Origin of the sequence: Streptomyces sporangiiformans (assembly GCF_005768555.2) — a bacterium.
GTDB lineage: Bacteria > Actinomycetota > Actinomycetes > Streptomycetales > Streptomycetaceae > Streptomyces > Streptomyces sporangiiformans.
The window spans coordinates 35,776-48,710 of sequence record NZ_VCHX02000044.1 but is presented as its reverse complement, the minus strand read 5'-3'; the positions used below and the strand labels follow the sequence as shown (position 1 = coordinate 48,710).

The following is a 12,935-nucleotide window of genomic DNA, read 5'->3' as shown; positions in this document are numbered from 1 at the left end:
CGCCCCTCTCCCCGTCCTCCCGCCCGCCCCACCTCATGGCACTCAGTTCCCCCGGAAGAGCACACTGAGTGCCATTTCGTGCGGCCCGATGCTAGGTTCCCCATATGAGCGAGGTATCCCGGCCTGGCCAGGCGGCCGATGCGACGGTTCCGAAGCCGCCGATGCGGGACGCTCTCGTCGCGGCGTCGTTCCAGTTGTTCCTGGAGCGGGGGTACGAGCAGACCACTGTCGACGACATCGTGTCGCTCGCCGGTGTCGGGCGGCGGTCCTTCTTCCGGTACTTCCCGTCGAAGGAGGACGTGGTCTTCCCGGACCACGAGCGCTGTCTGGCCGACATGACCGAGTTCCTGGGCCGGGGCGGCGACGAGGACGACCCGGTCGCCCGGGTCTGCGACGCGGCACGCCTCGTCCTGCGCATGTACGCGGAGAACCCGACGTTCTCGGTCCAGCGCTACCGCCTCACCAGGAAGGTCCCGGGGCTGCGAGCGTACGAACTCTCGGTGGTCTGGCGATACGAGCGGGCACTCGCCGAATATCTGCGCCGGCGCTTCTCGGGGCGGCGCGACGGGACACTGCAGGCCGATGTGATCGCCGCGGCCGTGGTCGCGGCGCACAACAACGGGCTGCGGTCATGGCTTCGGTCGGACGGCCAGAGCGACGCGGGCGCGGAGGTCGACCACGCTCTCGCCCATGTGCAGCGGACCTTCGGTCCAACTGCCGCTCCCGCGCCCGGCTCCACGCCCGCTTCCGAGCCCACCCCCGCCCCCACCCCCGCCTCCACCTCCTCCGAGGCTCCGGCGGAGGACGTCGTCGTGGTCGTCTCGCGGCGCGGGGTGCCGATGTGGCGGGTGGTCCAGGAGATCGAGACCACGCTGGAGCGCCCGCTCGATTGAGGGTACCGAGTGCCTTTACGGGTGGCACTGCGTGCCATACGCTGAGCTCGTGCACGGCGCGGTGCTCCGCATGCTCCGCGCACCTTCAGTTTCGCGCACATCAGATTCCGGCCCAGCGCAGGGAGATGACATCGTGTTCCACCGAGGAAACGGGATCGCGGCGGGCGTGCTCGACGCGGAGAGGGCGACCACCCCGCACCCGACCGAAGAAGGGCTGTTCTACCAGCGCTGCCGCTGGTGCGGGACGGCCATGTTCCACAGGCTGCTCTGCCCGGTCTGCGCGGGCAGCGACCTCCGTACGGAACGCAGCTCGGGCCAGGGCGTCATCCGCCATGCCACCACCGTCCAGCGCAACACTCCCGCCGCACGCAATGTGTCCCTCGTCGAGCTGGAGGAGGGGTTCACGGTGCGCGGACGGGTACAGGGCCCGCTCATCGCGATCCACGTCGGCGGCCGCGTCCAGCTGACCACCGCCGCGGACCCGGTGCGCCGCGAGCCCGTGTTCAAGCTGCGCGAAGAGCCGCACTCGGGCTGGTTCTGACGCGCGCGGGCGGGGACTCGCGGGAACACTGGCAGGGACAGTTGCCCGCGCAGAGCGTGGAGGAACCCATGCACGCCAAGGACGTTCTCGTCGACGCGTACGGTCGCATCCAGGAGGAGGTCCACGCCGTCGTCGACGGACTCTCCGCCGACGATCTCAACGCCCGCCCCGACGACCGGGCCAACTCGATCAGCTGGCTCGTCTGGCATCTCACCCGCATCCAGGACGACCACGTCGCCGACGCCTCCGGCCGCGAGCAGGTCTGGCAGTCGCAGGACTGGGCGGACCGCTTCGGCCTCGGCCTCCCCCGCAAGGACACCGGATACGGCCACACCCCGCAGAAGGTCGCCAAGGTCCGCGTGGACTCGGGCGACCTGCTGGTGGGCTACTACGACGCGGTCCACGAGCAGACGCTCTCCTACCTGCAGGACCTCGACGATGACGAGTTGGACCGCGTCGTCGACAAGAGCTGGTCCCCTCCCGTCACCCTGGGCGTCCGCCTGATCAGCGTCCTCTCCGACGACCTGCAGCACGTCGGCCAGGCGGCGTTCGTGCGGGGGATCCTGCAAAGCCACTGAGCTCGACAAGGCCCGCGCGACGCGTGGGCCTCTCCCCTGCCTGTGATGTACACCTCAGAAGCAACCCGACTGCCGACGCCGACGTCTTGATCAACAACGGGAAGGCGCGGCGGCGCCGGTGACCCCCGCCCCGAACAATGGCAATCCGGGGCGGACATCCGGCGTACTATACACTCCGCGTATACACAGTGTGTATACGCGCAGCGTGTGGAGAGGTCAGCCGTGCCCCCGGCAAGCAAACGGCAGACCGAAAGGCATCCATGTACGGCAAGGCATTCGCCCCGGAGTACCAGGGCGCGCTCACCACCCTGTCCGTGAACTCGTCGCTGGTGGACGTGCTGACCGCCGGCACCGAGCAGCTGCGTGCGGCCGAGCGGGCCGGAGAGCGGCGCGAGGCGGCGCGGTCGGGCCTCGCGGTCGCCGAGGCGCACCGGCGGCTCGGGCAGGTGGAAGACGCCGACCGGGCGTGGAAGGCGAGCTACCGAGCCGCCCGCGAAGCCGAGGACGACGCGGCGATGGCATGGGCCCTGTGGAGTGGAGGCACGCTCGCACGCCAACGCGGCGCACTGGCCCTGGCCTGGCGGCTGCTGGGTCTGGCGGCCGAACTCGGTGAGCGCGGCGGCGACATCGTCGTACGCGGCTACTCGCTCGCCGGAATGGCGGAGACCGGCCGCATCCAGGGCGACTACACCGCGGTCGGCGCACTGCACGAACAGCTCCTGGCCGAGGCACGCAAGCGCGGCGAGGCCCGGCACACGGTGTGGGCGCTGGAGGGCATCGCGCAGATGCACCGCAACACCGGCTCGTACGACACGGCGTACGCGATGTTCGAGGAGGCCGCCGAGATCGCCGGGCGGGCCGACGACCGCCGCGGCCACGCCTGGGCGTTACGAGGCCTCGCCGACATCGTCTCCGTGCGTGACGGGGACGCCGAGCGGGCGCTCGGGCTGCTCGCCGAGGCCGAGGTCACCTGTCGCGAGATGAACCTGTCGAGCGCGCTGGCGTACAACCACAAGATGCGCGGCAACGTCCTGTACCGCGCCGGGCGGTACGTGGCGGCGCGGGACACCTACGAGCAGGCGCTGGCGGAGTTCCGTGCGATGAACGAGCCGCGCGGGGAGGCGCTGTCCCGTCTCGGGCTGGCCAAGTCCCTCGCGCAACTGGGCCGCGATCTCGAGGAGACGGCGGCCGAACTGGCGGAACTCGCAGGGACGTTGGAGCGGATCGGACTTCGGCACGCGCGGCAGATGGTGGCTCGGGCGCAGGCGGAGTTCGGAGTGGAGGTGGCGGTCGAGCCCAAGGGGGCCTGGACGGCAGCCGCCGCGAGCGTGGAGGCGGGGCGATGACGACGAGGTCCTCGGTCCTGTCGTCCGCCCTGTCGTCTCCCGCCGGTGCGGCTCCTCATGTCCTGGATCGCTGCCGGGAGTTGGTGCGTCCGGCGCTGGAGGAAGCCGTCGCGCGGCTGCATCCGTGGGTCGGCGAGATGGCCGCGTACTCCTTCGGCTGGTGTGAGGTGGGCGGCGCGCCCGCTGCCGCGGCCGGCGGCAAGGGGCTGCGGCAGGCCCTTGCCGTCCTGGGCGCGGAGGCGTCCGGGGCGCCCGTACGATCCGGAGTCGCCGCGGCCGTCGCGGTGGAGCTGGTGCACACCTTCTCACTCCTGCACGACGACATCATGGACGGCGATCCGACCCGGCGCCGCCGTCCCACCGTGTGGAAGGCGTACGGCACGGGTCCGGCCGTCCTCGCGGGCGACGCGCTCTTCGCGCTGGCCGTGGAGACGCTGGCCGGCACGCCGGGCGGCCAGGTCCCGGCGGCGATACGCCACCTGTCCACCGCCCTGAACGACCTCGTACGCGGTCAGGCCGACGACCTGCTCTTCGAGACCCGCCCCTGGACCGGCCCGGACGCGGTCCGTCCGGACGAGTACCGGGCGATGGCCGAGCACAAGACCGGCGCGCTCCTCGGGTGCGCGGCCGCGCTGGGTGCCGTACTCGCCGGTGCCCAGCCGGCGGCGATCACCGCCCTGGACCGTGCCGGACGCCACCTCGGCGTGGCCTTCCAGGTGATCGACGACATCCTGGGCGTCTGGGGCGACCCCGCCGTCACGGGCAAGCCGGTTCACGCGGACCTGCGCCGGCGCAAGAAGACGTTCCCGGTCCTGGCCGCTCTCGCCGCTCCGGGCACCCAGCGTCTCGCCCTCCTCCTGGACTCGCCCGAACCCCTGGACGACACCGTCGTCCGCCGGGCCGCCGTCCTGATCGAGGAGGCCGGCGGCCGCGCCGCGGCCCTGGCCGAGGCGCACCGCCACATCGCCGCCGTGGACGCCTGTCTCGACAGCGTCCCGCTGGAGCCGGCCGCTGCCGACGGGCTGCGTGCGCTGCTGTCCTTCCTCCTGCGCCGCGAGAGCTGAGACGAACGGCCGGGGCAGCAAGGGGCCGTGTATTCGCCCGCTCCAGGGAAACTCGCATGGTGCTCGCATGGTGTACGTGTCCGCCTCACGAGCCGCAGGAACACGTGCACCGTGCACCGCGTACCAAAAGGAGTCGGGAACCATGCGGCACGACGAGCTGATCGGAAAGGTCCAGGCACAGGCTCAGCTGCCCGACCGGGGCGCCGCCGAACACACGGCGCGGGCGGTGCTGTCGACGCTGGCCGAGCGCATCCCCGAGGGGCTGGCCGATCACCTGGCCGCGCAGCTGCCCTCGGACCTGGCCGAGTCCATGCGGGAGAAGGCCGCCGGGCCCACCGAGGACGAACGGCGGCGCGGTGCCGGCGAGCGCTTCGACCTCACCGCGTTCGCGGGCAGGATCGCCTGGCGCGCCGGCGTGCCCGAGGATGTCGCACTGCGGCAGGCGGCCGCGGTCCTCGAAGTACTGGACGCGGCGGTGGCACCCGAGGAGATGGAGAAGCTGGCGAGCGTCCTGCCCACGGACATCCGTACGCTGCTGCCGCTTGCCCGGGCCGAAGACACCGGGGCATAGCGGCAGCGCCCTTCAGATGCCGCCGTCCGCGCTCGTATCGCTCCGTCCGGGCGGAGAGGTCCTGGTGAGGGCGGTCGCCACGTCCGTGACGATGTCGAAGGTGTCCGAGAGCCCGGTCAGTCGGAGCAGGCGTCTGTGGCGTGTGTCGTCGAGGACGAGGAGCAACTGACCTCGCCCGCCCGCCAGCCGATTGCGGATGCGGCACAGGAGCGCGAGGCCGCTGCAGTCCAGGAACGTGACCCGCCGCAGGTCGAGCACCAGCCGGCTGGGCACCGCCTCGCACACGGCGTCGAGGCATGCCACCAGCTCCGTGCTGGCCATGAGATCCAGCTCTCCGGAGAGTTCGATGACCGTGTTGTCGTTCACGGTCCGCTCTCGGATGTCGTAGGTCGGATGCCGCATCATCGCCCCCATCCCCTTCGGGGGTAAGCACCCGTGCGTCCGTGTGGCGCACCGTAACCGAGTGGGACATCTGCTCTCCGCCCTCAGGTACCCCCTGTCCGCCGCACCATTCGATTCGCGCTCGGCGGGGTGTGAACGCTCCCGGCCGCATGGTCGGCGAGCGCGGGGGTACTCGGCGGTCGCCCGGTTTCCGGATCCACAGCAGCCGGGAGGTTCCATGCTGTCCACGCTCGTGACCGTACAGACCGGCGAAGCGGCGCTCACCGGGGATCTGACGGTGCCGGACCAGGCCTCGGCGGTCGTCCTGTTCGCACACGGCAGCGGCAGTTCCCGCCACAGCCCGCGCAACCAGGCCGTCGCCGCCACGCTCCGTACCGCGGGACTCGGCACCCTGCTCATCGACCTGCTGACCCCGGAGGAGGAGGCCGAGGACTTCGCGACCGCTGAGCTCCGATTCGACATCGACCTGCTCACCCGGCGGCTGACCGGCGCGGTGGACTGGCTGGCCGCCCGCACCGACCACCTGCCGATCGCTTTGTTCGGCGCCAGCACGGGAGCGGCCGCCGCGCTGGCGACCGCCGCCGAACGCCCCCGGGACGTGCGGGCCGTGGTCTGCCGCGGCGGCCGTCCCGACCTGGCCGGCGACCAGGTCCTCGGCCGCGTGCACGCGCCCGTGCTCCTGCTGGTGGGCGGGCGCGACGAGGTCGTCCTGCAGCTCAACCGGGACGCGGCCAGGCGGCTGCAGGCCCCGCACGAGCTGCGGGTGATCCCGCACGCGACCCATCTCTTCGAGGAACCCGGCGCCCTGGACGAGGTCGCGGCGGCGGCCGCACGGTGGTTCACCAGCAGCGTGCGCCCACGCCGGTAGCCCGCGTCCGCCTGACATGACTCCCGCAGCGCCGGCACTCGGCACACGAGGGGGCGGAAGGAGTGGTCTTCATGCGCTTCCATGACCGACGGCAGGCCGGCGCGGCCCTGGCGAAACGACTCCGGGCGCGGCAGGAGAAGGGAGACCTGCCCGACCCTGTCGTGCTCGCACTGCCGCGCGGCGGCGTCATCGTGGCCGACGAGGTCGCGCGGGCTCTGGACGCGCCGCTGGATGTGCTGGTCGCCCGCAAGATCGGGGCTCCCTTCCAGCCGGAGCTCGGCGTCGGCGCGATCGTCGGGGACGACCCGCCGCTCTACGACGAGCGGGCGCTGGACCGCCTCGGCCTGAGCAAGGCGTCCCTCGAGCCCATAGTCGAGCTGGAGCGGACGGAGCTGCACCGGCGCGAACAGCTCTATCGCAAGGGCCGGGCCGTCCCCGACCTGACCGGCCGCACGGCTGTCGTGGTGGACGACGGCGTGGCCACCGGAGCCACCGCCCTGGCCGCCCTGCGCTCCGTACGCCTGCGCGATCCCGCCCATGTCACGCTCGCGGTCCCGGTCTGCTCACCGGAGGCGAGCCGTCTGGTGCAGGCGGAAGCGGACGACGTCGTCTGCCTGCACGAGCCCGCGGCGTTCATGGCGGTCGGGCTCTGGTATGACGAGTTCGACCAGGTGACGGACGGCGAGGTGCTCGAGGTGCTGAGCAAGTCCCCGTGAGGCGCGCGGAAGATCCTGCTGCCTCGGGGCCCGAGGCGCGGACGCCGTCAACGCTGGTAGAGCCCCACCAGTGTGCCGCTGGCCAGCTGCTGCCGGTCGAGCACACTGTGCACGTCGTCGGCCGTGGCGTCGTCCGGCAGCGACACCGGGGCGGGAAGGGCGTACAACCGGAAGAAGTAGCGGTGCGCGTCATCGCCGACCGGCGGCTGCGGCCCGCCCCACCCTCGCTCCCCGAAGCCGTTCCGGTGTGGCTGACTGCCCGAGAGCTGCTCGTCGGCGTCCAGACCCTCGCTGCGCGGATCGATGCCGGTCACCAGCCAGTGGACGAACGTTCCCGACGGCGCGTCCGGATCTTCACACACAAGAGCCAGCTCCACCGCCTCCTCAGGGACTCCGGACCAGCTCAGAGGCGGGGAGATGTTCTCCCCCGCCTTCGCGTGGCGGCGCGGAATCACGTCATGATCTCTGAATGCGGCGCTCTTGAGCTCGATATCGGTCATGCGCGCCGCAGTACCCCGAGGGAGCGCGAGCACACATGACGCAGCCGGCTCGATCATGCAGCCGGCTGCGTCTGCTACCCCTCGCGGTGCACCCGAGTACCCAGGTCACGGCGTTGAACGCACCAGTGGCGACCCATTCGACCGCAGGCCTCGCCCGCCGGGTCAAACCCTCTCAGAAGTCGCGCCGCCAGTTCTGAGTCGGTCGGCAAGGATCTCGGCGAGGTGCTCCCAGCTGGCGCTGAACTTCTCGACGCCCTCCTTCTCCAGCACGGCCATGACGTCGTCGTAGTCGACGCCCACCTCTCGCAGGGAGTCGAGCACCCGCTGGGCGTCGTCATAGTGCTCGCGCACGGTGTCGCCGCGGATGCGGCCGTGGTCGGCGACCGCGTGCAAGGTCGCCTCGGGCATGGTGCAGACCACGCCGTCGGTGACCAGGTCGACGACATAGCGGGTGTCGTCGTAGCTCGGATCCTTCACGCCGGTGGAGGCCCACAGCAGGCGCTGAGGACGAGCCCCCGCGCCGGCCAGAGAGGTCCATCGCTCCTCGCCGAGCATCTGCTCGTAGAGGCGGCGGGCCAACCGCGCGTTGGCCACGGCGGCGCTGCCGCGCAGCCGTCGCGCAGCCTCGTCTGCGATCTTGTCGAGGCGCTGGTCCACCTCCGTGTCGATACGGGAGACGAAGATGGACGCCACCGAGCCGATCCGGGAGAGGTCGTGTCCCGCGTCGCGGGCGCCTGCCATGCCGGTCAGGAACGCGTCCTGAACCTGCCGGTACCGCTCGAGCGAGAACATCAGGGTGACGTTGATGCTGATGCCCTCGGCCAGACAGGTACTGATCGCCGGGAGCCCCTGCCGGGTCGCCGGGATCTTGACAAAGAGGTTCGGCCGGTCCACCAGCCACCACAGCGCCCGCGCTTCCGCGACGGTCCGTTCGGTGTCGTACGCCAGGCCGGGGGCGACCTCGATCGACACCCGGCCGTCGACACCGTCACTGTCCTCGTAGGCGGGGCGGAGCACATCGCAGGCCCATCGCACGTCGAAGCAGTTCAGCTCGCGCTGCGCCGATTCCACGCCGACGCCGCGCAACACCAGATCGGTCAGCTGACCGGCGTAGGCGTCGGTGTTCGCGACGGCGTTGGTGAAGGTGGTGGGATTGCTGGTCACGCCCGTCACATGCCGATGGCGGGCAAGGTCCGCGAGGCCACCGCCGGTCAGTCGCTGCCGGCCCAGATCGTCGAGCCAGATCGCCACCCCGGATCGTGTCAGTTGTTCCAGTGCGTCACCCATCCTGTGCCTTGCCTCTCCCCGGCTGCGTCGCCTCCCCTGCGTCGGGTCCGCGGTCAGTCGGGCTGTTCCTGAGGGACGGGTTCCTCGGCGAGGGGTTCCTCGGCGGGGGGTCCGCCCTCACCGGAGTCGTCGTTCTCGTCCCCGCGACGCCGTCCGGATCCGGCTTCGTCCGGGTCCGGGTAGACCTCCGGAGGCGCTTCCTCATCGGCCGGAACCTCGATGAGTGCGTCCTCCCGTTCGGCTTCGTACGGGGGCTCGGGGAGGTCCCGCGGCACCTTCGTGTTCGTGCCCGGCTCCTCCATCCGCTTATCGTTCATGCTGGCAGCTCCTGTGTTGATCGCCCTGACGGGCCCATCCGGAGTACCCGCCGTCCCAGACACCAAACGAGACCGCACGGCCGGCCCGATCACGGCCCGATCACCGCGTCCTGACGTCCCTCGCGCTCGCGCTCGCGGAGGCTCCGTCCGCCGGATACTCGGGGGGGGCGGAGCCTCCGCGGTCACGGTTGCTTGTCGCCATGACCGCGGTCACAGCTCCTTCGCGTAGGTGTCCTGGTACGCCGCCCTCCCTCCGAACACATTCAGGCCGATGTGGCCATCGGCGTACGTCGAGTCCGTCACGTCGATGATCCGCTTGCCGTTGAGGAACACCTGGATGCGGTCGCCCTCGGTGAGGATGCGGACGGGGTATGTCGTGCCGCGGCGGACCAGGGCCGGGACGCGGGCGAGGGCGGCGCCGTCGTCGAAGTTGCCGTTGGCCTTGGCGACCAGGCGGATCACTCGTAGGTCGGGGTCGATGTTGAGGCAGTAGGCGTCGGTGCCGTCGGAGGAGGCGCGCCAGAGGAGGGAGAGGGCGCCGCCCGTGTCCGGGTCGGGGCCGCCGAGCCGGACCAGGGCGGTGAGGTCCAGGTCCGTCGCCGTGCGGGCCGAGATCGCGTTGGAGTCCTTGTCGAAGGTTCCGGCGCTGCCTGCGCTGTCCGTGGACCAGTGGCCGGCGGGAGTGATCGTCAGCTTGCCGAGGTCCGAGCGGAATTCGCCGCCAGTCGGGCCGGCCACCAGTGGCTTCACTCGGTCCACCAGTCGGTAGGCGCTGTCCAGCCGGTGCACCTTGAGCGACTCGATGTGTGCGGTGCCGCCCTTGGCGTAGAAGGCCATGCCGTCGGCGTCTGGCGTGGGGAAGATCAGGCTGGTCACGGCGGCCTGTCCGAACACGCCGAATGCCTCGACCGACGACGAGTCGACGTACACGCGCAGGGTCACGCGGCCGTCGGTCGCCTTCATCGGCGCGGTCGTGCGGCCCGCGAAGTACTGCGTGAAGTCGATCAGGCCCGATGCCGACCGGTCCACGAACAGCTCCTGCGCATCCGCGTCGTATCCGACTGTCGTGTGCTGGTCGTCGTCGGTCCGGAGCCGGAAGCCGATCTCCGTGGCGGTGCCAAGGGTGATCTCAGCCTCGATCTCGTAGGCGATGCCAGTGACGCCCGCGAGCGGGTTTGCGGAGGTCGGGCCGACGGCGAGGTCCTTGCGGGTTGTGGTGGACGTGCGCAGAGGGGTCAGCTCCGGGACCGGGCGCTGCGCCAGGCGTACGCCGTCGGCGGTGTTCGTGAGTGTCAGTTCGCGGGGGGTGCTCAGCTGGCCGTTCCAGGAGCCGGTCGGGGCGCTGAACGGGTAGTCCCAGTTGCTCATCCAGCCGAGCCAGACGCGGCGGTCGTCGGGCAGGCCGTAGAAGGACATGGCGGCGTAGTAGTCGCGGCCGGAGTCGGCGCGCAGGACCGTGCCGGCCTTCTGGTCGGGAGTGAAACCGGTGCCGTTCCACTCACCGGTGAAGTACTGGGCGGCCGAGCCGTTCGTGGCGCGTACGGCGCCGGTGCTCAGAGTGAGGACCCACTTCACCTTGTCGGCGTCGCCGTCGACCGGCAGCGGGAAGAAGTCGGGGCACTCCCAGACGCCGGGCGTGGCCCAGTCGCCGTAGCCGAAGGAGCTGACGTGGGTCCAGGTGAGGAGGTCTGTGGAGGTGAAGAAGCGGATGTGGTCGCCGCCGGAGACCACCATCAGCCACTGGTCATGGGCCTCGTCGCGGATGACCTTCGGGTCCCGGAAGGTCCAGCCCGCGTCGGGGCCGCCCGGGTTCTGCACGGCCGGACTCGAGCCGCCGTGAAGCTGCCATGAGCGGCCCTTGTCCTTGCTGTACGCGATGCGCACGCTGGCGTTTCCGCCCGGCTTGTCCGGGTGGTAGCTCGTGTAGTACGCGATCAGGCCCGAGCCGCCGTCGAAGAGGCCGGAGGTGTCGTCCGCGTCCACGACGGCGCAACCGGTCCAGCAGTGCCCGTACGAATTCCAGAGCAGGGCGATCGGCAGGGCCTGCCAGTGGACGAGGTCGGTGCTGACCGCGTGCGCCCACTGGCCCTCGTCCTGGTGGAATAGGTGGTACTCGCCGTCGTGGTACAGCAGGCCGCAGGGGTCGCTGGTGGAGCCGGTGAGCTGGGAGTAGTGGTACGTGGGGCGGTACGGCTCGGTGAAGCAGTCGGCGGTGCTGTGGACCTCGACGTTCTGGAAGTACGACGTCCCGTGCGCGGCGGCAGTGGCGAAGGTGGCGCCCTTGGTGCGGGACACGCGGGTCTTGAGCGCCCGTACGCCGTCCACGTACACCTCGATGGTTCTGCCCGTCGCGCGGGCCTCGACGCGGTACGTGCCTCCGGCCGTGATGCGCCGGACCGGGCCGGAAGCGGAGGCGAGGCGGGCGCCGGAGGAGCGGTCCAGCAGGACGACGGCGTTGCGGCCGGCTTCCAGGCGGGCTTCGTAACCGCCGGAGCCGTTCGCGGACGCGCGCAGGACGAGGCCTGCCGAGGAGGAGCGGTCGCCGGGTGTGATGTCGGCTCTCGCCACCAGGTCGCCGTCGGTGAAGGGGGCCGTGCGCAGGCCGTTGTCGCCGCGGATGCCGCGCAGGTCGGAGGTCCAGGTGCCGGAGCGGGCCGTCCAGCCCTGGAGGCCGGTGGCGAGGTCGGCGGCGGCGATGTTCTCGAAGGACACCTCGCCGGACGATGCCGTGACGGCGAGTCGGCCGTTCGTGTGGGTGGAGTCCTGGGCGGTGATGACGGGGCTGTAGCCGTCGGGAGAGAGGAAGTTGGTCTGCCAGTGCACGCGCAGTTCGTCGTGTTCGGCTTCGACGCGCAGGCGGTAGACCGTGTCGGCCTTGATGGTGGTCGCGTAGGTGCCGAGGGTGACGTTGCCGTCGATGCGGTAGAGCCTCAGCCTGCCCTGGTCCGCGTCGACTTGGACGCCGTAGCCGTGCGTGGCCGTGGCATCGGTGCGCACCAGCAGTGAGGCGATGGCGGAAGCGTCGTGCAGGAGCAGGTCGGCCTGGAGCGCGGTGTCGTACGTCTTGGTCGTGGTGACGGCGCGGGCAGCGGCTCCCTGGGACGGGGCCGCGCGCCAGCCCAGCGGACTCGCCGTCCAGGTGCCGCCGCTCGTGGTCCAGCCGGTGAGGTTGGTGGTGACTGAGGAGAGGGAGGGCGGGCCGAAGGTGACCTTGCCGCCCTGGGCGAGCAGTCCCACCGAGCCGGTGTCGTGGCGGTGGTCCTCGGTGTGGAGGAGCCGCTTGCCGTCGACATGCACCGTCAGCTCGGGTCCGTCGACTGCCACTTCGAGGTCATAGGGCTTTCCGGCCCGCGCGCCCGGAAGTGGAGCGGTGGCGAGTGTGTCGCCGCCGGCCAGGTCGTAGAGCCGTATGCGGGCGCGGCCGGGGTCAAGGGCGACCGCGTATCCGGTCGAGCCGTCGGGGGCTGCCCGGAACACCAACGCGCCTACGGAGGAAGGGGATTGGGGCGTGACGCGGGCCGCGTACGTACCCTTGGTCGCGAGTTGCTGCTCGGACAGGGCGAGGGCGGGCCCGCGACGGCCGGCGGTCGCCTTCTGGCCGCCGTCGGAGGTGCGGGTCCAGGTGCCGGTGACGGGGATGGGGTCGGGAATCAAGGTGGCGGCGGGGGTCGCTCCGGCGGCGCTCGGGGCGGCGGCCTGTGCTGCGGGGAGGATGCCTCCGAGAGGCAGCAGGGTGGCGGCGGTTCCTCCGGCGAGCAGGAGGGTACGGCGGGACACGCTCATGGCGGCTCCTGAGGGAGAACAGGGGAGGGTGGGCCACGGCCCGGGGGGACGTCCACCCCGTGGGCCGTG

Annotated in this window: 13 protein-coding genes; 8 read left to right on the top strand and 5 right to left on the bottom strand. The window is 71.2% G+C overall.

Features of this window, described 5'->3' with window-relative positions; translation table 11 throughout:
• The first annotated feature begins 161 nt into the window (after positions 1-161).
• From FGD71_RS03255 to FGD71_RS03230, 6 genes are all read left to right on the top strand, one after another.
• Complete coding sequence (locus tag FGD71_RS03255) at positions 162-893, top strand: TetR family transcriptional regulator (RefSeq protein ID WP_162931007.1); 732 nt, start codon at positions 162-164, stop codon at positions 891-893.
• Between the two features lie 133 nt (positions 894-1,026).
• Positions 1,027-1,434: a Zn-ribbon domain-containing OB-fold protein gene (locus FGD71_RS03250; RefSeq protein WP_420878228.1), complete on the top strand. Its 408-nt coding sequence runs from the start codon at positions 1,027-1,029 to the stop codon at positions 1,432-1,434.
• Positions 1,435-1,502: 68 nt separating this feature from the next.
• Entirely contained in the window at positions 1,503-2,012 is a 510-nt protein-coding gene (locus FGD71_RS03245; RefSeq protein WP_119098839.1) for a mycothiol transferase, read from the top strand.
• A gap of 260 nt (positions 2,013-2,272) precedes the next feature.
• A complete protein-coding gene (locus tag FGD71_RS03240) occupies positions 2,273-3,358 on the top strand; it encodes a tetratricopeptide repeat protein (RefSeq protein WP_119098838.1) in 1,086 nt (361 codons plus the stop codon).
• On the top strand, positions 3,355-4,422 hold the full coding sequence (locus tag FGD71_RS03235; RefSeq protein WP_119098837.1) for a polyprenyl synthetase family protein: 1,068 nt from the start codon (positions 3,355-3,357) through the stop codon (positions 4,420-4,422). The genes FGD71_RS03240 and FGD71_RS03235 overlap by 4 nt, the downstream gene beginning before the upstream one ends.
• Before the next feature lie 142 nt (positions 4,423-4,564).
• Positions 4,565-4,993: a DUF2267 domain-containing protein gene (locus tag FGD71_RS03230; protein ID WP_119098836.1), complete on the top strand. Its 429-nt coding sequence runs from the start codon at positions 4,565-4,567 to the stop codon at positions 4,991-4,993.
• A gap of 12 nt (positions 4,994-5,005) precedes the next feature.
• Here FGD71_RS03230 and FGD71_RS03225 read toward each other — a convergent pair whose 3' ends face one another.
• Entirely contained in the window at positions 5,006-5,398 is a 393-nt protein-coding gene (locus FGD71_RS03225; protein ID WP_240436371.1) for an STAS domain-containing protein, read from the bottom strand.
• A 214-nt stretch (positions 5,399-5,612) separates the two neighbouring features.
• On the opposite strand from FGD71_RS03225, the gene FGD71_RS03220 reads away from it, so the two are divergent.
• Entirely contained in the window at positions 5,613-6,263 is a 651-nt protein-coding gene (locus FGD71_RS03220; protein ID WP_119098834.1) for a dienelactone hydrolase family protein, read from the top strand.
• Positions 6,264-6,334: 71 nt separating this feature from the next.
• The gene (locus tag FGD71_RS03215; protein WP_119098833.1) at positions 6,335-6,979 is read left to right on the top strand and encodes a phosphoribosyltransferase; all 645 of its coding nucleotides are present in this window, start codon (positions 6,335-6,337) and stop codon (positions 6,977-6,979) included.
• Between the two features lie 47 nt (positions 6,980-7,026).
• Here the strand turns inward: FGD71_RS03215 and FGD71_RS03210 are convergent, their stop codons facing one another.
• From FGD71_RS03210 to FGD71_RS03195, 4 genes are all read right to left on the bottom strand, one after another.
• Positions 7,027-7,479 carry a YbhB/YbcL family Raf kinase inhibitor-like protein gene (locus FGD71_RS03210; RefSeq protein ID WP_119098832.1) on the bottom strand — a complete coding sequence of 151 codons (453 nt, stop codon included), beginning with the start codon at positions 7,477-7,479 and terminating at the stop codon, positions 7,027-7,029.
• Positions 7,480-7,641: 162 nt separating this feature from the next.
• Positions 7,642-8,766 (bottom strand): transaldolase, encoded by a 1,125-nt coding sequence (tal, locus tag FGD71_RS03205; RefSeq protein WP_119098831.1) that lies wholly within the window; start codon positions 8,764-8,766, stop codon positions 7,642-7,644.
• A gap of 53 nt (positions 8,767-8,819) precedes the next feature.
• Complete coding sequence (locus FGD71_RS03200; protein WP_140935810.1) at positions 8,820-9,083, bottom strand: hypothetical protein; 264 nt, start codon at positions 9,081-9,083, stop codon at positions 8,820-8,822.
• Positions 9,084-9,293: 210 nt separating this feature from the next.
• Complete coding sequence (locus FGD71_RS03195) at positions 9,294-12,866, bottom strand: glycoside hydrolase family 32 protein (protein ID WP_119098829.1); 3,573 nt, start codon at positions 12,864-12,866, stop codon at positions 9,294-9,296.
• Positions 12,867-12,935: the final 69 nt, after the last annotated feature.